Origin of the sequence: Streptomyces sp. NPDC101151, from assembly GCF_044768335.1 — a bacterium.
Lineage (GTDB): Bacteria > Actinomycetota > Actinomycetes > Streptomycetales > Streptomycetaceae > Streptomyces.
The window spans coordinates 248,226-268,548 of the sequence record NZ_JBIWPP010000006.1; the positions used below are offsets into that span (position 1 = coordinate 248,226).

Sequence of the window (20,323 nt, forward strand, 5' to 3'; positions counted from 1 at the left end):
GGTCACCGGAACTTACGGCGAGGCCGGCGGATACAGAGACCGAGGCAGCTGCGAAGCCGCCGCGGCGTCCAGCAGCCACAGAGTGCGCTGCCGGCCGTACGCGCCCGCTGCCGGGGCCTGGACCTCGCCCGCGCCCGACAAGGCGATGGCCACGGCCTGGGCCTTGTCCTCGCCGGCCGCGAGGAGCCAGACCTCGCGGGCCGAGCGGATCGCCGGGAGGGTCAGCGAGATCCGGGTCGGCGGGGGCTTGGGGGCGCCGTGGACGCCGACCACCGCGCGCTCCGTCTCGCGGACCGCGGGCAGCTCAGGGAAGAGCGAGGCCACATGGGTGTCGGGGCCGACGCCCAGCATCAGGACGTCGAAGGAGGGAACCGAGCCATGGTTCTCCGGCCCGGCCGCCTTGGCCAGTTCCGCCGCGTAGGCCTCCGCCGCCGCCTCCACGTCCGCACCGTAGGGGCCGTCGGAGGCGGGCATGGCGTGCACGCGCTCCGGGTTCACCGGCACGGCGTCCAGCAGGGCCTCGCGGGCCTGCGTGACATTGCGTTCCGGGTCGCCCTCGGGCAGGTAGCGCTCGTCGCCCCACCACAGATCGAGGCGGGTCCAGTCGACGGCGTCCCGGGCCGGCGCCGCCGCCAGCGCGGCGAGCAGGCCGTTGCCGTTGCGGCCGCCCGTGAGGACCACGGACGCATGGCCCCAGGAGGCCTGCGCGTCCACGATCTTCGTGATCAGGCGGGCCGCGGCGGCCTGCGCCATCAGTTCCTTGTCGTGGTGCACGACCAGCTGCGGAGTGCTCACTTCACCGCCGCCTTCTTCGCCGGGGCCTTCTTGGCGGCCGCCTTCTTGGCAGGAGCCTTGGCGGCCGCAGCCTCGGCCTCGATCTCGGCCGTGGCCTCGGCCTCCGCCACCGGTTCCGGCGCGGCAGCCTCGGCACTCGTGTTCAGCCGCTCCACGCCGTAGCGCAGCGCCGACGCGTAGGTGTCGTCCGGGTCGAGCCGGCGCAGCTCCTCCGCGATCAGCTCGGCGGTGTCCCGCCGCTTGAGCGCCACCGCGCGGGCCGGCTGGCCCTCGATCGCCAGGGTGGCCAGCGAACCGTCCGCCCGGTCCAGCACGATCGGGCCGCAGCTCGTGTCCATGCGGACGGCCGTCAGACCGGGACCCGAGGACAGGGAGCGCTTGACGGGGACGTCCAGCCGGTCCGCGAGCCACATCGCCAGCAGCTCACAGCTCGGGTTGAACTCCTCGCCCTCCACCTCGACGGCCTTCACCTCGCAGATCACCTGGTCCAGGGCCGCCGCCAGCATCGAGCGCCACGGCGTGATCCGGGTCCAGGACAGATCGGTGTCGCCGGGCGTGTAGGCCTCGGCACGGGCGGACAGCTCCCGTACCGGCTGCTCGGCGGCGTAGGTGTCGGTGACCCGGCGCTGGGCGAGCGCGCCCAGCGGGTCCTTGGCCGGGTCCAGCGGGGCGTTCACCGGCCACCAGACGACGACCGGGGCGTCCGGCAGGAGCAGCGGCAGGACCACCGAGTCGGCGTGCTCGGAGACCTCGCCGTACAGCCGCAGGACGACCGTCTCGCCGGTGCCCGCGTCCGCGCCCACCCGCACCTCGGCGTCCAGCCGCGAGGACGTACGGTCGCGCGGGGAGCGGGAGACTCGCTTGATGACCACCAGCGTGCGCGAGGGGTGCTCGCGCGAGGCGTCGTTGGCGGCCTTCAGGGCGTCGTAGGCGTTCTCCTCGTCGGTGACGAGGACGAGGGTGAGGACCATGCCGACGGCCGGGGTGCCGATGGCGCGGCGGCCCTGCACCAACGCCTTGTTGATCTTGCTTGCCGTGGTGTCGGTCAGGTCGATCTTCATGGCCGGCGCCAGCTCCGTCCGTCTCGTGCCAGCATCTCGTCCGCCTCGGCGGGACCCCAGGTGCCCGACGGGTACTGCGCGGGCCTGCCGTGCTTGTCCCAGTACTGCTCGATCGGGTCGAGGATCTCCCAGGACAGCTCGACCTCCTCCGTGCGCGGGAAGAGGTTTGCGTCGCCGAGCAGCACGTCCAGGATCAGACGCTCGTAGGCCTCCGGGCTGGACTCCGTGAACGACTCGCCGTAGGCGAAGTCCATGGACACGTCCCGGATCTCCATCGAGGTGCCCGGCACCTTGGAGCCGAAGCGGACCGTGATGCCCTCGTCGGGCTGGACGCGGATGACGACCGCGTTCTGGCCCAGCTCCTCCGTCGCCGTGTGGTCGAAGGGGGAGTGCGGTGCCCGCTGGAAGACCACCGCGATCTCGGTGACACGGCGGCCCAGGCGCTTGCCCGTGCGCAGATAGAAGGGGACGCCCGCCCAGCGGCGGTTGTCGATCTCCAGCTTCACGGCCGCGTAGGTGTCGGTCTTCGACTTGGGGTCGATGCCGTCCTCTTCGAGGTAGCCGATGACCTTCTCGCCGCCCTGCCAGCCGCCCGCGTACTGGCCGCGTACGGTGCTGCGGCCCAGGTCCTTCGGCAGCCGGACGGCACCGAGCACCTTGGTCTTCTCGGCGGCCAGCGCGTCCGCGCCGAAGGAGGCGGGCTCCTCCATGGCGGTCAGCGCGAGCAGCTGGAGCAGATGGTTCTGGATGACGTCACGGGCGGCGCCGATGCCGTCGTAGTACCCGGCACGGCCGCCGACGCCGATGTCCTCGGCCATGGTGATCTGCACATGGTCCACGAAGGACCGGTTCCAGATCGGCTCGAACATCGTGTTGGCGAAGCGCAGCGCCAGTATGTTCTGGACGGTCTCCTTGCCGAGGTAGTGGTCGATCCGGAACACCTGGTCCGGCTCGAACACCTCGTGCACGACCTTGTTCAGGTCCTCGGCCGACTTCAGGTCGTGGCCGAACGGCTTCTCGATGACCGCGCGGCGCCAGGAGCCGCCGCTCTGGTCGGTCAGGCCGTGCTTCTTCAGCTGCTGGATGACCACCGGGAACGAGCGCGGCGGCACGGAGAGGTAGAAGGCGAAGTTGCCGCCCGTGCCCTGTGCCTTGTCCAGCTCCTCGATGGTGGCGCGCAGCCGCTCGAAGGCATCGTCGTCGTCGAAGGTGCCCTGGACGAAGCGCATCCCCTGGATGAGCTGCTGCCAGACCTCCTCACGGAACGGCGTACGGGCGTGCGCCTTGACGGCGTCGTGGACCTCGGCGGCGAAGTCCTCGTTCTCCCACTCACGGCGGGCGAAGCCCACCAGGGAGAAGCCCGGGGGCAGCAGGCCCCGGTTGGCGAGGTCGTACACCGCGGGCATCAGCTTCTTGCGCGACAGGTCACCCGTCACGCCGAAGATCACCAGGCCCGACGGCCCCGCGATGCGCGGGAGCCGTCGGTCCGCGGGGTCACGAAGCGGGTTCGCTCCGGAACCGGACAGGGGTGACAACTCAGCCCTCCGAGGGGGCGAGGCGCTGCAGCTCCGCCTCGGTCGACTTCAGCAGGTCGTTCCAGGACGCCTCGAACTTGTCCACGCCCTCGTCCTCCAGCACCTGTACGACGTCGTCGTACGCGATGCCGAGCTTCTCGATCGCGTCGAGGTCGGCGCGTGCCTGCTCGTAGGTGCCGGTGACGGTGTCGCCGGTGATCTCGCCGTGGTCCTCGGTGGCCTCAAGGGTGGCCTCCGGCATGGTGTTGACCGTGTTCGGCGCGACCAGGTCGGTGACGTACATCGTGTCCCGGTAGGCCGGGTCCTTGACGCCGGTCGACGCCCACAGCGGACGCTGCTTGTTGGCGCCCGCGTTCTCCAGCGCGCTCCAGCGGTCGGAGGAGAAGACCTCCTCGTACGCCTGGTAGGCGAGCCGCGCGTTGGCGACGGCGGCCTTGCCCCGCAGCGCCTTGGCCTCGTCGGTGCCGAGGGCGTCGAGACGCTTGTCGATCTCGCTGTCCACGCGGGACACGAAGAAGGAGGCCACGGAGTGGATCAGCGAGATGTCCAGACCGCGCTCCTTGGCCTTCTCCAGGCCCGTGAGGTAGGCGTCCATGACCGCGCGGTAGCGCTCGAGGGAGAAGATCAGCGTGACGTTGACGCTGATGCCGTGGCCGATCGTCTCCGCGATCGCCGGCAGACCCGCCTTGGTGGCCGGGATCTTGATCAGGGTGTTCGGACGGTCGACCAGCCAGGCCAGCTGCTTGGCCTCGGCGACGGTCGCCCGGGTGTTGTGGGCCAGGCGCGGGTCGACCTCGATGGAGACCCGGCCGTCCTGGCCGTCGGTGGCGTCGAAGACGGGACGCAGGATGTCGGCGGCGTCGCGGACGTCCGCCGTGGTGATCATGCGGATGGCCTCTTCGACCGTGACCTTGCGGGCGGCGAGGTCGGACAGCTGCTGCTCGTAGCCGTCGCCGCTGCTGATCGCCTTCTGGAAGATCGTCGGGTTGGTGGTGACGCCCACGACGTGCTGCTGGTCGATCAGTTCGGCAAGGTTGCCGGACGTGATCCGCTTGCGCGACAGGTCGTCCAGCCAGATCGCGACGCCTTCCTCGGAGAGGCGCTTGAGTGCGTCTGTCATGGAATTACATCTCCTACGTGTCGTATATGAGCGTCAGCGCTGGGCGGCGGCGAGGGATTCCCGGGCCTTCGCGGCCACGTTCTCGGCAGTGAAGCCGAACTCACGGAAGAGGACCTTGCCGTCCGCGGAAGCACCGAAGTGCTCCAGGGAAACGATGCGCCCGGCGTCCCCGACGTACTTGTGCCAGGTCAGGCCGATGCCCGCCTCGACGGAGACACGAGCCTTCACGGACGGCGGCAGCACCGAGTCCCGGTACCCCTGGTCCTGCTCCTCGAACCACTCGACGGACGGCATCGACACGACCCGCGTCGGCACCCCGTCGGCCTGCAGCCGCTCGCGCGCCTCGACGGCCACGTGCACCTCGGAACCGGTGGCGATCAGGATGACCTCCGGCTCGGCGGTCTGCCCCGCGGACCCTTCGGCCTCGAACAGGACGTAACCGCCGCGCGCGGCGTCGTCGTTGGGCTCGTACGCCGGCACGCCCTGACGGGTCAGCGCGAGGCCGTGCGGGGCACCCTTGCCGAACTCCTTGGTGTAGCGCCCGAGGATCTCGCGCCAGACGATCGCGGTCTCGTTGGCGTCCGCCGGGCGGACGACGTTCAGACCGGGGATCGCGCGCAGCGAGGCCAGGTGCTCGACCGGCTGGTGCGTCGGGCCGTCCTCGCCGAGACCGATGGAGTCGTGCGTCCACACGTACGTCACCGGCAGGTGCATCAGGGCCGACAGACGCACCGCGTTGCGCATGTAGTCGGAGAAGACGAGGAACGTACCGCCGTAGATGCGGGTGTTGCCGTGCAGGGCGATGCCGTTCATCTCCGCGGCCATGGAGTGCTCACGGATGCCGAAGTGGATCGTCCGGCCGTAGGGGTCCGCCTCCGGCAGCGGGTTGTCCGCCGGAAGGAAGGAGCTGTCCTTGTCGATGGTCGTGTTGTTCGAGCCGGCGAGGTCGGCGGAGCCGCCCCACAGCTCGGGGACGACCGCGCCGAGCGCCTGCAGCACCTTGCCGGACGCGGCACGCGTCGCGATACCCTTGCCCGTCTCGAAGACCGGGAGCTTCTCCTCCCAGCCGGTGGGCAGCTCGCCCTTGCTGATGCGGTCGAACTCGGCGGCCCGCTCGGCGTTGCCGTTGCGCCACTCCTGGAAGGACTTCTCCCACTCGGCCTTGGCCTGGCGGCCCCGGTCGAGTGCCTGGCGGGTGTGGCTCAGCACCTCGTCCAGGACCTCGAAGCTCTTCTCCGGGTCGAAGCCGAGGACGCGCTTGGTGGCCGCGACCTCCTCGTCGCCCAGCGCCGAGCCGTGTGCGGCCTCGGTGTTCTGCGCGTTCGGGGCCGGCCAGGCGATGATCGAGCGCATCGCGATGAAGGACGGCTTGTCCGTGACCTTCTTCGCGGCCTCGATGGCGTTGTAGATGGCGTGCGGGTCGAGGTCGCCGTCCGGCTTCGGGGCGATCCGCTGCACGTGCCAGCCGTAGGCCTCGTACCGCTTGACGGTGTCCTCGGAGACGGCGGTCTCGGTGTCGCCCTCGATCGAGATGTGGTTGTCGTCCCACAGCAGGATCAGGTTGCCCAGCTCCTGGTGGCCGGCGAGCGAGGAGGCCTCGGAGGAGATGCCCTCCTGCAGGCAGCCGTCACCGGCGATGCAGTAGACGAAGTGGTCGAAGGGGGACTCGCCCTGCGGGGTGTCCGGGTCGAACAGACCGCGCTCGTAGCGGGCGGCCATGGCCATGCCCACCGCGTTGGCGACACCCTGGCCGAGCGGGCCGGTCGTCGTCTCGACGCCCTTGGTGTGGCCGTACTCCGGGTGGCCGGGGGTCTTCGAACCCCAGGTCCGGAAGGCCTTCAGATCATCCAGCTCCAGGCCGAATCCGGCCAGGTAGAGCTGTGTGTAGAGGGTCAGGGACGAGTGGCCGGCGGACAGCACGAAGCGGTCGCGGGCGACCCACTCCGGGTCGGCCGGGTCGTGCCGCATCACCTTCTGGAAGAGGGTGTAGGCGGCCGGAGCCAGGCTCATCGCCGTACCGGGATGGCCGTTGCCGACCTTCTGTACGGCGTCGGCGGCCAGGACCCGAGCAGTGTCCACGGCCCGCTGGTCCAGCTCGGTCCACTCAAGGTCTGTGGTGGTCGGCTTGGTGCTCACCCTGGGTCAGGGCTCCTCTCCACATGTCGGTCGCCGGTCTTCGGGGCATGCCCCCACCCGGCCGCCGGTGCACTGCATGCCCACCGGCCGTTGCCGAGCCTACCCCCGTAAGGACGTGCGTTTTTTCGAGTCATTCCAGACTGCCGGGACTCCGGGAGATCCGCCTCCCGACTGGCCGACAGCGCATTCGGCACATGAATACGGAGCCGCTCATCTGACTGCTCAATCGAGCCCTCAGACCTCTCTGATGCGCTGCCCGCCAACACGACCCCACCCCCGCGAAGGCCGAGGTATGGGCAACGTCTAAAGTGGCGTGGTACGCGCGAGCCTTTACCGGTACTTCACACGGGGAGGCTTGCTGGGATGTCTCTGTCAGGGGTGTGCGTGACGGCCGTCGAATCCCGTCCTGGGGGCACCTCCCAGGCCCTTAAGGCTGTGGGGGAGGGTGTGGTTCGTGGTGCGAACCAGGGCCCGGTTCACCGGCCGTTCGGGGCCCGTGTCAAGGCGTTCGTGGCGCTGACCAAGCCGCGGATCATCGAGCTGCTCCTCATCACCACCGTTCCGGTGATGTTCCTGGCGCAGCAGGGGGTGCCCGACCTCCAGCTCGTCCTGCTCACCTGCATCGGCGGCTACCTGTCCGCGGGCGGCGCCAACGCGCTGAACATGTACATCGACCGGGACATCGACGCCCTGATGGACCGCACGTCGCAGCGCCCGCTGGTCACCGGCATGGTCAGCCCGCGCGAGTGCCTGACCTTCGGTGTCACGCTGGCCGTCGTCTCGACGCTGCTGTTCGGGCTGACCGTCAACTGGCTGAGTGCCTGGCTGTCACTCGGAGCGCTTCTCTTCTACGTCGTCGTCTACACGATGATCCTCAAGCGGCGTACGTCGCAGAACATCGTGTGGGGCGGCATCGCGGGCTGCCTGCCGGTGCTGATCGGCTGGTCCGCGGTCACCGACTCGATGTCCTGGGCGCCGATCGTCCTCTTCCTCGTCATGTTCTTCTGGACGCCGCCGCACTACTGGCCGCTGTCCATGAAGGTCAGGGACGACTACGCGCGCGTGGGCGTGCCGATGCTCCCGGTGGTCGCCTCCAACAAGGTGGTCGCCCGGCAGATCGTCATCTACAGCTGGGTGATGGTCGCCGTCTCCCTGCTGCTGACCCCCCTCGGCTACACCGGCTGGTTCTACACGGCGGTCGCCCTCGCGGCCGGCGGCTTCTGGCTGTGGGAGGCGCACGGGCTGCAGAACCGGGCGAAGGCCGAGGTGACGGGCGCGAAGCTGAAGGAGATGCGCCTCTTCCACTGGTCGATCACCTATGTGTCGATCCTGTTCGTCGCGGTCGCGGTGGACCCGTTCCTGCGCTGACGTACGTCACAGGACCCTGCTCTCGCCAGCTGATCTACTCGTGAGTAGCATCCTGGCCATGGCAGACACGCAGCAGGTTGACCCGAAGGCCGAGCGCAAGGTGGCGCGGCTCGCGAAGCAGATCAGCTCCTTCTCCAAGGCGCACGGCGGTGCCGAGGGCCAGGTGGCCCACATCGGCGAGCGCGGCGCCCGGATCGTGCTCGTCGGCGAGGACGGCGGCTGGGGCGACCTGGTGGCACCCAGCACCGAGATCGCCGAGCAGGCCGTCGCGAAGGCCGGCATCACCGTCCACGAGTCCTTCGACGGCGAGTTCGCGGCGAAGGTGAAGACGGGCCCGTACGAGTGGAAGCGCATGGCCGGCATTCAAGTGGGCGGCTGAGCAGCCTCCTTGCAGGGGCGCGGGGTCGTGTCGGCATACGGCTCCGCCGCGTGGGCGCAAGGAGCCCGGACGGCCGGCGGTCGCCGGACAACCCGCACCTCCCGAGTTGAACCGCGACCTCGGACCCCGTTCACCCGTTAGGACCTGTAAGGCACAGCCACAGCGTCCCGCGGGGAGTCCGGATGATCGAAACGCCGTCCCTCGTGGACCAGTACTGCCACGGCGTGCTGCGGACCGAACTGGGCCTCGGCACCTTCGAGGCCCAGCTGGCGCGGACCGAGGGCCCACCCGCGCCGGGCACCACGCTCTTCGACACGCAGACGGGCTTCGCCGTGCGGCGCTGGTGCCCGCCGCTGCTCGGCCTGGAGCCGCACTGCCCGCCCGCCCGGTATCTGGCCCGGCGCCGTGAACTCGGCGTCCTGGCGGCCGGCCGCAGACTGCTGCGGGGCAGCGGCATCACCACCTACCTGGTCGACACGGGCCTGCCCGGCGACCTCACCGGCCCCGCCGAGATGGCCTCCGCGGGCGACGCCCGGGCCCGCGAGATCGTCCGCCTCGAACTGCTCGCCGAGCAGGTCGCCGACACCTCGGGCACCGTCGAGTCCTTCCTCGCCAACCTCGCCGAATCGGTGCACGGCGCGGCCGCTGAGGCGGTCGCCTTCACCTCCGTGGCGGGGATCCGGCACGGCCTGGCCCTGGCCCCCGAACCGCCGGGACCGGGCGAGGTGCGGGGCGCGGCGGGCCGCTGGCTGGCCGGACGCCGGGTCGGCGGCGAGCTGACCGACCCGGTGCTGCTGCGGCACCTGCTGTGGATCGCGGTCGCCTCGGGACTGCCTCTCCAACTGCACGCCGGGCTCGGCGAACCGGGCTCGCGCATCGACCGGACGGACCCGGTGCTGCTCACCGACTTCGTCCGGGCCACGGCCGGGCTCGGCACCGACCTGATCCTGCTGCACGGCTACCCGTACCACCGCCACGCCGCCCACCTGGCCGGCGTGTTCCCACATGTGTACGCGGACTCGGGCGCGGCCCTCGTGCGCACCGGTGCCCGCGCGGCCACGGTGCTCGCCGAGATCCTGGAGCTGGCCCCCTTCGGCAAGATTCTCTTCTCCAGTGGTGCGCACGGCCTGCCCGAGCTGCACGTGGTCGGCGCCCGCCTGTTCCGCGAGGCCCTGGGCCGGGTGCTGGGGAACTGGGTGGCGGAGGGCGCGTGGTCCCTGGGGGACGCCCAGCGGGTGGCCCGGCTGATCGCGGCGGGCAACGCGCGCAGGGTGTACGGACTGGAGTGAGCTGCCCAGACTGAGGGGATGCCGACCGAATCCTTGCTCGAACGATTCCTGCAGGACCTGATGCCGCTGCGGCCCCGCGCGGTGTGGGCGCACGGCTCGCTGGCCGGCGGCGACTACCAGGAGGGCCGCAGCGACCTGGACCTGATCGCGGTGCTGCCTCACTCCGTGACCCCGAGCGTCGTCTGGAAGGTCGCCGCGGTGCATGCCCGCCTGCGCGCCCAGCCCCTCGCCGCCCAGCTGCACTGCACCTATCTGACCCCGGACACCGTGGACGACCCCGCCCGCCGGCATCTGACGTGGGCGCACGAGCAGTTGTTCAAGCGGCCGGTCACCCCGGTGACCCGGCGTGAGCTGCACACCTTCGGGACGGTGCTGCACGGGTGCGTGCCCGCCGGGCTGCTGCCGCCCGTGCCGGACCGGGAACTCGGCGACTTCGTCGTACGCGACCAGCGGGACTTCTGGCGGCCTGCCGTCGACAACGCACCGCTGTGGTCGCAGGACGTGTGGGTCGATCTGGGGATGGTCACTCTTGCCCGCGCCACCGTCACCGCGCGCGACGGACGGCTGATCTCCAAGCGCGAGGCCCTGGACCTGCTGCCCGGCCTGGGCGCACCCGTCGAGGTCGTCGAGGACATCCGCCGACGCCGCTACGGCGACTCCGCGCCGCCCACCGACGAGTGGACGGCGCGTCGGGCCCGGCTGACCCGGGACTACCTGGGAGCGGCGATCGACGCGCTCACCGAGTCGTACGCCTGAGCGGGGAAGCCGGCCGTCTCGTCGGGGCGTTCGCGCAGCGACAGCAGGACCCGCAGGACACCGATCCACACCAGGCACGAGCCGAACATGTGCAGCCCGACGAGGACCTCCGGCAGGTGCGTGAAGTACTGGACGTAGCCGATGACCCCCTGTGCGAGCAGGATCAGGAACAGCTCACGGGTGCGGTCGAGGGGGCCCTTGGGGGCGTCGACGGCCTTGAGGACGAACCACAGTGCGAAGGTGAGGGTCACCACGATCCAGGCGAGCACCGCGTGCAGCTTGCCGATCGTCTCCCAGTCGATCGGGATCCGTTCGACCTCCTCGGAGTCACCCGCGTGCGGCCCGGCCCCGGTCACCACCGTGCCGACCGCGATCAGCAGGACGGACGAGGCGACCAGGAACCACACCAGCTGCTGCACGGCCTTGCCCACCAGCGGCCGCGGCGCCCCGTCGCCTTCGCGGGTGCGCTGCCACGTCAGCGTGGCGACGGCGATGAGCGCCGACGAGAGCAGGAAGTGCGCGGCGACCGTGTACGGATTCAGGCCCACCAGGACCACGATGCCGCCGAGCACCGCGTTGCCCATGACCACCCAGAACTGCGCCCAGCCCAGCCGGGTCAGGCCGCGCCGCCAGGGCTTCTGGGACCGCGCGGCGATGATCGCCCAGCCGACGGCCGCGCACAGCACGTACGTCAGCATGCGGTTGGTGAACTCGACGACCCCGTGGAATCCCATGGCCCGGGTCGTGGTCAGCGAGTCGTCGGTGCAGGTCGGCCACGTCGGGCAGCCGAGGCCCGAGCCGGTCAGGCGGACGGCACCGCCGGTGACCACGATCAGCACCGACATGGCGAGCGCGGCGAGCGCCGCCCGCTGTACCGTCCGGGGATCCGGGGTCCAGCGTTCGGCGATGAAGGCGAGCGGGTTGCGCAGGGCCGCTACGGCGTCGGCGCGGGTCAGATTTGGCACGTGCACCATCGTAGGCCGCCGCTTGTGCATGCTTTCACGAGGGTCCCGTCCCCGGCGTGGTCCCACCCGCCCCCGGGCCTACTCCCAGCGGAAGAACTTCCCGGCCGCGGCCAGACCCACGACCGCCCACACGGCGAGGATGCCCAGGTCGCCCCACGGCATCCCGGCGCCGTGCTGGAGCACGTCCCGCAGACCGTCCGAGAGCGCGGAGACGGGCAGCAGACCGAGGACGTGCTGCCCGGCCGAACCGAACTTGTCGAGCGGCACGATCACCCCGCCGCCGACGAGCAGCAGCAGGAAGACCAGATTGGCGGCGGCCAGTGTGGCCTCCGCCTTCAGGGTGCCCGCCATCAGCAGGCCGAGCCCCGAGAAGGCAGCCGTACCGACGATCAGCAGGAGCAGGACCGCGAGCGGGTTGCCGTGCGGGGACCAGCCCAGCGCGAAGGCGATCACCGTCAGCAGAATCACCTGGAGGATCTCCGTGACCAGGACGGATGCCGTCTTCGCCGTCATCAGCCCCCAGCGGGGCAGCGGGGAGGAGGCGAGCCGCTTCAGCACGCCGTAGCGGCGCTCGAAGCCGGTCGCGATGGCCTGCCCGGTGAACGCCGTCGACATCACGGCGAGGGCCAGGATGCCCGGGGCGAGGAAGTCGACCGCCTTGCCGGCGCCGGTGTCGACGATGTCCACGGAGCTGAAGAGCGCCAGCAGCAGGGTCGGGATCACGACCGTGAGCAGCAGCTGCTCGCCGTTGCGCAGCAGCATCTTCGTCTCCAGCGCCGCCTGGGCCGCGATCATGCGGGGGAGGGGCGCGGCTCCCGGCTTGGGGGTGTACGTACCGGTCGCGGTCGTCACGAGCGCAACTCCTTGCCTGTGAGCGCGAGGCTGTGTCTTTCCGGGGGGCAACCCCCGGACCCCCGGCCGGTCTTTGCGCGAGCCGGAATCATGAGCGCAACTCCTTGCCTGTGAGCGCGAGGCTGTGTCTTTCCGGGGGGCAACCCCCGGACCCCCGGCCGGTCTTTGCGCGAGCCGGAATCATGAGCGCAACTCCTTGCCTGTGAGCGCGAGGCTGTGTCTTTCCGGGGGGCAACCCCCGGACCCCCGGCCGGTCCTTGTGCGAGCCGGAATCATGAGCGCAGCTCCTTGCCGGTGAGCTCGAGAAAGACGTCTTCCAGGGTGTGCCGTTCCACCGAGATCCGGTCGGGCATCACCCCGTGCTGGGCGCACCACGAGGTCACTGTGGCCAGCAGCTGCGGGTCCACCTTGCCGACGACCCGGTAGCTGCCCGGGGTCAGCTCGGCGGCCGTGCAGTCGGCCGGGAGCGCCTTGAGCAGGGAGCCCACGTCGAGGCCGGGGCGGCCGGTGAAGCGCAGGGTGTTCTCGGCACCGCCCTTGCACAGCTCCTCCGGGGAGCCCTGGGCGATGACACGGCCGGCGTCGATGATCGCGACGTCGTCGGCGAGCTGCTCGGCCTCTTCCATGTAGTGGGTGGTGAGGATCACCGAGACGCCGTCGGCGCGCAGGTCCCGGACCAGGTCCCAGGTGGCGCGGCGGGCCTGCGGGTCGAGGCCGGCGGTCGGTTCGTCCAGGAACACCAGCTCGGGGCGGCCGACGACGGCCATGGCGAGCGCGAGCCGCTGCTGCTGGCCGCCGGACAGACGGCGGTAGCCGGTCCGGCCGCAGGAGCCGAGCCCGAGGCGTTCGACGAGCGCGTCCACGTCCAGCGGATCCGCGTGCAGCTTGGCGACATGGCGCAGCATCTCGTCCGCCCTGGCGCCGGAGTACACACCTCCGGACTGGAGCATCACGCCGATGCGCGGACGCAGCTCGGCGGACTGCCGTACCGGGTCGAGGCCCAGGACGCGCACCGTGCCGGAGTCCGGCTTCCGGTACCCCTCGCAGGTCTCGACCGTGGTCGTCTTCCCCGCCCCGTTGGGGCCGAGTACGGCGGTCACGCCCGCCTGGGCCACCAGGTCGAGGCCGTCCACCGCGGTCTTCGTGCCGTACCGCTGCACCAGGGCCTGGATCTCGATCAGCGGGTGCGGCGCGACGCGTCTCGTCGAGGGGCGGTGGTCGGGAGACGGGTGGGCGGGCTCACTGCGCATGGCTCCAGAGTCTAGGGAGAGGTCGTGCCGCTCAGGCGGGCGGGTGCGGGAAGTCCTCCTCACGGGGTCGGTGCACGGTCAGCCACCGCTCGGCGTAGGCCACCGCGTCGGCCACCGGGAACAGCCGTGCGCCGGCCGCGCCGACCCTGCCGCGTACGACGGGACGGTCCCGCTCGAAGTCGTGGCCGAGCTCGTCGAAGCGGTCCGAGGTGATCGACACCTCGATCACCGTCTCCCAGCCGCCGCCGGGTGCGGGCCGGCCCACCCGCACCAGCGGGGACGGTATGCGGTACTCGGCCAGATGGAAGCTGGTGCAGGCGTCGTAGCCCGCGCCGAGGAGCAGGACCCGGGCGCCCAGCCGCTCCAGCCGGGCCAGCGGGCTGCGCTCGCCCAGCCGGCAGTCGGGGGCATGAGCGTCGACGATCTCCGCGGCACGGGGCCCGAGCGCCGCGAAGGAGGTCTGCGGGTGCGCGCTGCGCAGGGCACCCGGCCAGGTACGGACGGTCTCCGGGATCACGCCGACCCCGCGCGACGGGGTGACCAGGGGGTCGTAGCCGGGCATCGTGGCCCGGATCCTGTCCCACCACTCCTCGGGCACCGGAGGACTGCCCCACACGGCCGGGTCCGACAGGCCGCCAGACTGGGTCGGCACGACGAGCGTGCCGGACGGACCGAGGGCGTCGAGGAGTCCCTGGACGACGGCGACGGCGCCTCCGTTGACCCAGCCGAGGGAACTCAGCGACGAATGGACGAGGAGAATCTCGCCCGTTTCGACACCCAGCAGACGCAGCTGTGCGGAGACCGTGTCGCGGGTGACAAGAGGGCCGGTCGGAGGGGGTGTGGACATGGTCAGGGAGTCTTCCCGACGGGCCTGTCGGGCGCCAGGGGTTTGCTTTCCGGACCGGCTCCGGATGATCGATCAGAAGATCATTTCCGCAGGTCACATTAGGTATGCCTAAGTGACGCAGGGCACCGTCGGGTGATCCGGACGGCGCTTGTCAGGCTCTGAAGAATTACGCAACAATGGCGTTGTGAAAAACGTCGGCGAGGCTCGGGAGACCCCGGTGGGTCCCCCGCAGGAGGAGTTCGCGACCGGGGAGCGCTCCACGCGCAACCGGGTCGCGCGGTCCATCCTGGATCACGGCCCGTCGACCGTCGCCGAGCTGGCCGGCCGACTGGGACTCACCCAGGCCGCCGTGCGACGGCATCTGGACGCCCTGGTCGCCGACGACGTCGTCGAGGCGCGGGAGCAGCGGGTGTACGGCGCGCGCACGCGGGGCCGCCCCGCCAAGGTCTTCGCGCTCACGGACTGCGGCCGGGACGCCTTCGACCAGTCGTACGACAAGCTCGCCGCGGACGCCCTGCGCTGGATCGCCGAGCAGGAGGGCGGGGCCGATGCGGTCGCCGCCTTCGCCCGCGCCCGGATCGCCGCCCAGGCCGGCGCGTACCGCAAGGCGATCGAGAGCGTCAGCCCCGACGAGCGCACCGAAGCGCTGGCCAAGGCCCTGAGCGTGGACGGGTACGCTGCTACGGCGCGTAGCGCACCGGTCGGCGAACAACTGTGCCAGCACCACTGCCCTGTCGCCCACGTGGCGGAACAGTTCCCGCAGCTGTGCGAGGCGGAGACGGAGATCTTCGCCGAGCTGCTGGGGACCCACGTCCAGCGACTGGCGACCATCGCGCACGGCGACGGCGTCTGCACGACGTTCATCCCCAAGAATTCCAAGACCAGCGACAACGCATCTGCAAGCACGGCCGGGAGGAACCCCGCATGACTCTCCCCACGGAGACTGCTCACCCCGAACTCGAGGGTCTGGGCACGTACGAATACGGTTGGGCCGACTCCGACGAGGCCGGCGCCTCTGCGAAGCGTGGTCTGAACGAGGACGTGGTCCGGGACATCTCGGGGAAGAAGTCCGAGCCGGAGTGGATGACCAAGCTCCGTCTCAAGGGCCTGCGCCTCTTCGAGAAGAAGCCCATGCCGAACTGGGGCTCGGACCTGTCGGGCATCGACTTCGACAACATCAAGTACTTCGTGCGCTCCACGGAGAAGCAGGCGGAGTCCTGGGAGGACCTGCCCGAGGACATCAAGAACACGTACGACAAGCTCGGCATCCCGGAGGCGGAGAAGCAGCGCCTCGTCGCGGGCGTCGCGGCCCAGTACGAGTCCGAGGTCGTCTACCACCAGATCCGTGAGGACCTGGAGGAGCAGGGCGTCATCTTCCTGGACACCGACACCGCGCTGAAGGAGCACCCGGAGCTCTTCAAGGAGTACTTCGGCACGGTCATCCCGGTCGGTGACAACAAGTTCGCGTCCCTGAACACCGCGGTGTGGTCCGGCGGCTCCTTCATCTACGTGCCGAAGGGCGTCCACGTCGAGATCCCGCTCCAGGCCTACTTCCGTATCAACACGGAGAACATGGGCCAGTTCGAGCGGACCCTGATCATCGTCGACGAGGGTGCCTACGTGCACTACGTCGAGGGCTGCACGGCCCCGATCTACAAGTCGGACTCGCTGCACTCCGCGGTCGTCGAGATCATCGTCAAGAAGAACGCCCGCTGCCGCTACACGACCATCCAGAACTGGTCGAACAACGTCTACAACCTGGTCACCAAGCGCGCCGTGGCCTACGAGGGCGCGACCATGGAGTGGATCGACGGCAACATCGGCTCCAAGGTGACGATGAAGTACCCGGCCGTCTACCTGATGGGCGAGCACGCCAAGGGCGAGACCCTCTCCATCGCCTTCGCGGGCGAGGGCCAGCACCAGGACGCCGGCTCCAAGATGGTCCACATGGCGCCGAACACCTCGTCCAACATCGTCTCCAAGTCGGTGGCGCGCGGTGGCGGCCGCACCTCGTACCGCGGTCTGGTCGAGATCGGTGAGGGCGCCCACGGCTCGAAGTCGAACGTGCTGTGCGACGCGCTGCTGGTCGACACCATCTCCCGCTCCGACACGTACCCGTACGTCGACGTCCGTGAGGACGACGTGTCCATGGGCCACGAGGCGACCGTCTCCAAGGTCTCCGAGGACCAGCTCTTCTACCTGATGAGCCGCGGTCTGACCGAGTTCGAGGCGATGGCGATGATCGTGCGCGGCTTCGTCGAGCCGATCGCCAAGGAACTGCCCATGGAGTACGCCCTCGAGCTCAACCGGCTGATCGAGCTGCAGATGGAAGGCGCGGTCGGCTGAGGCCCGCCCCATCGGTCAGCACACGTCTTACTCAGAAAGCGAGCACTACGACAGCCATGGCTGAGGCTCAGAACTCCCCCACTCTCGGCTCCGCTCGAGCGGGGGGACCCCCGCCGGTGGGCTCCACCACCGCCGGCCAGATCGCGGTCGCCGCCGAGTCGACCGTCGCCACCCGCATGAGCGCGCCGCCGTCCTTCGACGTGGCGGACTTCCCGGTCCCGCACGGCCGCGAGGAGGAGTGGCGGTTCACCCCGCTGGAGCGGCTGCGTGGTCTGCACGACGGCACCGCCGTCGCGACCGGCGAGGGCGTGAAGGTCGCCGTCGATGCCCCCGAGGGCGTCGTCGTCGAGACCGTCGGCCGCGACGACGCGCGGCTCGGCAGGGCGGGCACCCCGGTGGACCGCGTCGCGGCTCAGGCGTACTCCGCCTTCGAGCAGGCCGGCGTGGTCACCGTGCCCAAGGAGACGGTGCTCACCGAGCCGATCCGCATCGCCGTGCACGGCGAGGGCGGGGTCGCCTACGGTCACCAGGTGATCGAGCTGGGTGCCTTCGCCGAGGCCGTCGTCGTCATCGACCACACCGGTGACGCGGTGCTCGCCGCCAACGTCGACTACGTCTTGGGCGACGGCGCCAAGCTGACCGTCGTCTCCGTCCAGGACTGGGACGACAAGGCCGTGCACGTGGGCCAGCACAACGCGCTGATCGGCCGGGACGCCACCTTCAAGTCGTTCGTGGTCACCTTCGGCGGCGATCTCGTACGTCTGCACCCGCGCGTCGCCTACGCCGCCACCGGTGGCGAGGCCGAGCTGTTCGGTCTGTACTTCACCGACGCGGGCCAGCACCAGGAGCACCGCCTCCTCGTCGACCACAACACCCCGCACTGCAAGTCGAACGTCGCCTACAAGGGCGCGCTCCAGGGCGAGGCCGCGCACGCGGTCTGGATCGGCGACGTGCTCATCGAGGCCAAGGCCGAGGGCACGGACACCTACGAGATGAACCGCAACCTGGTCCTCACGGACGGCGCGCGCGTCGACTCGGTGCCGAACCTGGAGATCGAGACCGGCGAGATCGTCGGTGCCGGCCACGCCTCCGCCACCGGCCGCTTCGACGACGAGCAGCTCTTCTACCTGATGGCCCGCGGCATCCCGGAGCACGAGGCCCGCCGCCTCGTGGTCCGCGGCTTCTTCGCCGAGCTGGTCCAGCAGATCGGTGTCGCGGACATCGAGGAGCGCCTGCTCGCCAAGATCGAGGAGGAGCTGGAGGCTTCGGTCGCATGACGACCTTCGTACGCGCCTGTGGGCTGAGCGAGCTGGCGGAGGACACCCCGAAGCGGGTGGAACTCGACGGCACGCCGGTCTCGGTCGTGAAGACCGAGGGCGAGGTGTTCGCGATCAACGACATCTGCTCGCACGCGAACGTCTCCCTCTCCGAGGGAGAGGTGGAGGACTGCCAGATCGAGTGCTGGCTGCACGGCTCCGCCTTCGACCTTCGCACCGGCAAGCCGTCCGGCCTCCCCGCGACGCGCCCCGTCCCCGTATACCCCGTAAAGATCGAAGGGGACGACGTTCTCGTCTCCCTCACCCAGGAGTCCTGAGGCACCCATGGCAACGCTTGAAATCCGAGACCTGCACGTCACCGTCGAGGCCGACAACGCCACGAAGGAGATCCTCAAGGGCGTCGACCTCACCGTGAAGCAGGGCGAGACGCACGCCATCATGGGCCCCAACGGCTCGGGCAAGTCGACCCTCGCCTACTCGCTCGCGGGTCACCCGAAGTACACGATCACCGGCGGCACCGTCACCCTCGACGGCGAGGACGTCCTGGAGATGTCCGTCGACGAGCGCGCACGCGCGGGCCTGTTCCTGGCGATGCAGTACCCGGTCGAGGTCCCCGGCGTCTCGGTCTCCAACTTCCTGCGCACCTCCGCCACCGCCATCCGCGGCGAGGCCCCCAAGCTGCGTACCTGGGTGAAGGAGGTCAAGGAGACCATGGAGCGCCTCAGCATGGACCCGTCCTTCGCCGAGCGCAACGTCAACGAGGGCTTCTCCGGCGGTGAGAAGAAGCGCCACGAGATCCTCCAGCTCGAACTGCTCAAGCCGAAGGTCGCGATCCTCGACGAGACCGACTCCGGCCTGGACGTCGACGCCCTCCGCATCGTCTCCGAGGGCGTCAACCGCGTCCGCGAGACCGGCGAGGTCGGCACCCTGCTGATCACGCACTACACGCGCATCCTGCGCTACATCAAGCCCGACTACGTCCACGTCTTCTCCGGCGGCCGCATCGTCGAGTCCGGCGGCGCCGAGCTCGCCGACAAGCTGGAGAACGAGGGCTACGAGGCTTACACGAAGGGTGGCGCATCCGAGTGACACAGCTGCCGGGCCTCCTCGACACAGAGGCGATCCGCAAGGACTTCCCGATCCTGGACCGTCAGGTCCACGACGGTCAGAAGCTCGTGTACCTGGACAACGCGGCGACCTCGCAGAAGCCGCGCCAGGTGCTGGACGCCCTGAACGAGTACTACGAGCGCTACAACGCCAACGTCCATCGCGGTGTGCATGTGCTCGCCGAGGAGGCCACGGCGCTGTACGAGGGCGCGCGTGACAAGGTCGCGTCGTTCATCAACGCGCCGAGCCGCGACGAGGTGATCTTCACCAAGAACGCCTCCGAGTCGCTCAACCTCGTGGCGAACATGCTGGGCTGGGCCGACGAGCCCTACCGGGTGGACCACGAGACCGAGATCGTCATCACGGAGATGGAGCACCACTCCAACATCGTGCCGTGGCAGCTGCTGGCGCAGCGCACGGGCGCGAAGCTGAAGTGGTTCGGCCTCACGGACGACGGCCGGCTCGACCTGTCCAACATCGACGAGATCATCACGGAGAAGACGAAGATCGTCTCCTTCGTGCTGGTGTCGAACATCCTGGGCACGGTCAACCCGGTCGAGGCGATAGTCCGCCGTGCCCAGGAGGTCGGCGCACTGGTCTGCATCGATGCCTCCCAGGCGGCGCCCCACATGCCGCTGGACGTCCAGGCCCTGCAGGCCGACTTCGTGGCCTTCACCGGCCACAAGATGTGCGCCCCGACGGGCATCGGTGTCCTCTGGGGCCGCCAGGAGCTGCTGGAGGACCTGCCTCCGTTCCTCGGCGGCGGCGAGATGATCGAGACGGTGTCGATGCACTCCTCGACGTACGCCCCGGCGCCGCACAAGTTCGAGGCGGGCACCCCGCCGATCGCTCAGGCGGTCGGACTGGGCGCCGCGATCGACTATCTGCAGTCGATCGGCATGGACAAGATCCTCGCCCACGAGCACGCGCTCACCGAGTACGCGGTGCAGAAGCTCGCCGAGGTCCCGGAGCTGCGGATCATCGGCCCGGCAACGGCCGAGGAGCGCGGCGCGGCGATCTCCTTCACGCTGGGCGACATCCACCCGCACGACGTGGGCCAGGTCCTCGACGAGCAGGGCATCGCGGTCCGTGTCGGCCACCACTGCGCGCGACCCGTCTGCCTGCGCTACGGAATTCCTGCGACCACGCGAGCGTCGTTCTATCTGTACTCCACGCCGGCCGAGATCGACGCTCTGGTCGACGGTCTGGAGCACGTACGGAACTTCTTCGGCTGAGAGGC

Annotated in this window: 19 protein-coding genes; 10 read left to right on the forward strand and 9 right to left on the reverse strand. The window is 70.0% G+C overall.

Annotation, left to right across the window (positions count from 1 at the left end):
• Positions 1-12: 12 nt before the first annotated feature.
• The 5 genes from pgl to tkt are packed head-to-tail and all read right to left on the reverse strand — an operon-like array spanning position 13 to position 6,647.
• Entirely contained in the window at positions 13-795 is a 783-nt protein-coding gene (gene pgl, locus ACIRU3_RS14345; protein ID WP_404055931.1) for a 6-phosphogluconolactonase, read from the reverse strand.
• Positions 792-1,856, reverse strand: a complete 1,065-nt coding sequence (opcA, locus tag ACIRU3_RS14350) for a glucose-6-phosphate dehydrogenase assembly protein OpcA (RefSeq protein ID WP_404055933.1) — start codon at positions 1,854-1,856, stop codon at positions 792-794. Before opcA ends, pgl begins: the two co-directional genes overlap by 4 nt.
• Positions 1,853-3,382 (reverse strand): glucose-6-phosphate dehydrogenase, encoded by a 1,530-nt coding sequence (gene zwf, locus ACIRU3_RS14355; RefSeq protein ID WP_404056240.1) that lies wholly within the window; start codon positions 3,380-3,382, stop codon positions 1,853-1,855. The genes opcA and zwf overlap by 4 nt, the downstream gene beginning before the upstream one ends.
• A 10-nt stretch (positions 3,383-3,392) precedes the next feature.
• A complete protein-coding gene (gene tal, locus ACIRU3_RS14360) occupies positions 3,393-4,511 on the reverse strand; it encodes a transaldolase (protein WP_404055935.1) in 1,119 nt (372 codons plus the stop codon).
• Between the two features lie 33 nt (positions 4,512-4,544).
• The gene (gene tkt / locus ACIRU3_RS14365) at positions 4,545-6,647 is read right to left on the reverse strand and encodes a transketolase (protein WP_404055937.1); all 2,103 of its coding nucleotides are present in this window, start codon (positions 6,645-6,647) and stop codon (positions 4,545-4,547) included.
• Between the two features lie 363 nt (positions 6,648-7,010).
• Between tkt and ACIRU3_RS14370 the strand changes: the two genes are divergently transcribed.
• From ACIRU3_RS14370 to ACIRU3_RS14385, 4 genes are all read left to right on the forward strand, one after another.
• Positions 7,011-8,015, forward strand: coding sequence for a heme o synthase (locus tag ACIRU3_RS14370; protein WP_404055938.1), 1,005 nt, complete (start codon positions 7,011-7,013; stop codon positions 8,013-8,015).
• Between the two features lie 58 nt (positions 8,016-8,073).
• On the forward strand, positions 8,074-8,394 hold the full coding sequence (locus ACIRU3_RS14375; RefSeq protein ID WP_404055940.1) for a hypothetical protein: 321 nt from the start codon (positions 8,074-8,076) through the stop codon (positions 8,392-8,394).
• 182 nt (positions 8,395-8,576) lie between these two features.
• Positions 8,577-9,683 carry an amidohydrolase family protein gene (locus ACIRU3_RS14380; protein WP_404055942.1) on the forward strand — a complete coding sequence of 369 codons (1,107 nt, stop codon included), beginning with the start codon at positions 8,577-8,579 and terminating at the stop codon, positions 9,681-9,683.
• 18 nt (positions 9,684-9,701) lie between these two features.
• Positions 9,702-10,439: a nucleotidyltransferase domain-containing protein gene (locus ACIRU3_RS14385; protein WP_404055944.1), complete on the forward strand. Its 738-nt coding sequence runs from the start codon at positions 9,702-9,704 to the stop codon at positions 10,437-10,439.
• Here ACIRU3_RS14385 and ACIRU3_RS14390 read toward each other — a convergent pair.
• From ACIRU3_RS14390 to ACIRU3_RS14405, 4 genes are all read right to left on the reverse strand, one after another.
• Complete coding sequence (locus ACIRU3_RS14390) at positions 10,394-11,413, reverse strand: heme A synthase (RefSeq protein ID WP_404055946.1); 1,020 nt, start codon at positions 11,411-11,413, stop codon at positions 10,394-10,396. The two genes, ACIRU3_RS14385 and ACIRU3_RS14390, sit on opposite strands and share 46 nt — an antisense overlap.
• Positions 11,414-11,482: 69 nt before the next feature.
• Positions 11,483-12,199 carry an ABC transporter permease gene (locus ACIRU3_RS14395; RefSeq protein WP_404056242.1) on the reverse strand — a complete coding sequence of 239 codons (717 nt, stop codon included), beginning with the start codon at positions 12,197-12,199 and terminating at the stop codon, positions 11,483-11,485.
• 329 nt (positions 12,200-12,528) lie between these two features.
• Entirely contained in the window at positions 12,529-13,506 is a 978-nt protein-coding gene (locus ACIRU3_RS14400) for an ABC transporter ATP-binding protein (RefSeq protein WP_404055948.1), read from the reverse strand.
• A 31-nt stretch (positions 13,507-13,537) separates the two neighbouring features.
• Positions 13,538-14,353, reverse strand: a complete 816-nt coding sequence (locus ACIRU3_RS14405) for an aminoglycoside N(3)-acetyltransferase (RefSeq protein WP_404055950.1) — start codon at positions 14,351-14,353, stop codon at positions 13,538-13,540.
• A 184-nt stretch (positions 14,354-14,537) separates the two neighbouring features.
• Here ACIRU3_RS14405 and ACIRU3_RS14410 point away from each other — a divergent pair, with 184 nt between their 5' ends.
• The 6 genes from ACIRU3_RS14410 to ACIRU3_RS14435 are packed head-to-tail and all read left to right on the forward strand — an operon-like array spanning position 14,538 to position 20,318.
• Positions 14,538-15,281 carry a helix-turn-helix transcriptional regulator gene (locus ACIRU3_RS14410; RefSeq protein WP_404055952.1) on the forward strand — a complete coding sequence of 248 codons (744 nt, stop codon included), beginning with the start codon at positions 14,538-14,540 and terminating at the stop codon, positions 15,279-15,281.
• A complete protein-coding gene (gene sufB / locus ACIRU3_RS14415) occupies positions 15,278-16,699 on the forward strand; it encodes a Fe-S cluster assembly protein SufB (RefSeq protein ID WP_404055954.1) in 1,422 nt (473 codons plus the stop codon). The genes ACIRU3_RS14410 and sufB overlap by 4 nt, the downstream gene beginning before the upstream one ends.
• A gap of 56 nt (positions 16,700-16,755) precedes the next feature.
• Positions 16,756-17,976, forward strand: a complete 1,221-nt coding sequence (sufD, locus tag ACIRU3_RS14420; RefSeq protein WP_404055956.1) for a Fe-S cluster assembly protein SufD — start codon at positions 16,756-16,758, stop codon at positions 17,974-17,976.
• Positions 17,973-18,293: a bifunctional 3-phenylpropionate/cinnamic acid dioxygenase ferredoxin subunit gene (locus ACIRU3_RS14425; RefSeq protein ID WP_404055958.1), complete on the forward strand. Its 321-nt coding sequence runs from the start codon at positions 17,973-17,975 to the stop codon at positions 18,291-18,293. Before sufD ends, ACIRU3_RS14425 begins: the two co-directional genes overlap by 4 nt.
• Before the next feature lie 7 nt (positions 18,294-18,300).
• A complete protein-coding gene (gene sufC / locus ACIRU3_RS14430; protein ID WP_404055960.1) occupies positions 18,301-19,065 on the forward strand; it encodes a Fe-S cluster assembly ATPase SufC in 765 nt (254 codons plus the stop codon).
• Positions 19,062-20,318 carry a cysteine desulfurase gene (locus ACIRU3_RS14435; protein WP_404055962.1) on the forward strand — a complete coding sequence of 419 codons (1,257 nt, stop codon included), beginning with the start codon at positions 19,062-19,064 and terminating at the stop codon, positions 20,316-20,318. Before sufC ends, ACIRU3_RS14435 begins: the two co-directional genes overlap by 4 nt.
• Positions 20,319-20,323: the final 5 nt, after the last annotated feature.

Bases quoted from the DNA above. Each gene is read 5' to 3' on its own strand.
- ACIRU3_RS14400 (WP_404055948.1), bottom strand. From the start codon at position 13,506: ATGCGCAGTGAGCCCGCCCACCCGTCTCCCGACCACCGCCCCTCGACG.
- tal (WP_404055935.1), bottom strand. From the start codon at position 4,511: ATGACAGACGCACTCAAGCGCCTCTCCGAGGAAGGCGTCGCGATCTGG.
- ACIRU3_RS14390 (WP_404055946.1), bottom strand. From the start codon at position 11,413: ATGGTGCACGTGCCAAATCTGACCCGCGCCGACGCCGTAGCGGCCCTG.
- sufC (WP_404055960.1), top strand. From the start codon at position 18,301: ATGGCAACGCTTGAAATCCGAGACCTGCACGTCACCGTCGAGGCCGAC.
- ACIRU3_RS14405 (WP_404055950.1), bottom strand. From the start codon at position 14,353: ATGTCCACACCCCCTCCGACCGGCCCTCTTGTCACCCGCGACACGGTC.
- sufB (WP_404055954.1), top strand. From the start codon at position 15,278: ATGACTCTCCCCACGGAGACTGCTCACCCCGAACTCGAGGGTCTGGGC.
- ACIRU3_RS14395 (WP_404056242.1), bottom strand. From the start codon at position 12,199: ATGATCGCGGCCCAGGCGGCGCTGGAGACGAAGATGCTGCTGCGCAAC.
- ACIRU3_RS14385 (WP_404055944.1), top strand. From the start codon at position 9,702: ATGCCGACCGAATCCTTGCTCGAACGATTCCTGCAGGACCTGATGCCG.
- ACIRU3_RS14425 (WP_404055958.1), top strand. From the start codon at position 17,973: ATGACGACCTTCGTACGCGCCTGTGGGCTGAGCGAGCTGGCGGAGGAC.
- sufD (WP_404055956.1), top strand. From the start codon at position 16,756: ATGGCTGAGGCTCAGAACTCCCCCACTCTCGGCTCCGCTCGAGCGGGG.
- ACIRU3_RS14370 (WP_404055938.1), top strand. From the start codon at position 7,011: ATGTCTCTGTCAGGGGTGTGCGTGACGGCCGTCGAATCCCGTCCTGGG.
- ACIRU3_RS14380 (WP_404055942.1), top strand. From the start codon at position 8,577: ATGATCGAAACGCCGTCCCTCGTGGACCAGTACTGCCACGGCGTGCTG.
- ACIRU3_RS14375 (WP_404055940.1), top strand. From the start codon at position 8,074: ATGGCAGACACGCAGCAGGTTGACCCGAAGGCCGAGCGCAAGGTGGCG.
- opcA (WP_404055933.1), bottom strand. From the start codon at position 1,856: ATGAAGATCGACCTGACCGACACCACGGCAAGCAAGATCAACAAGGCG.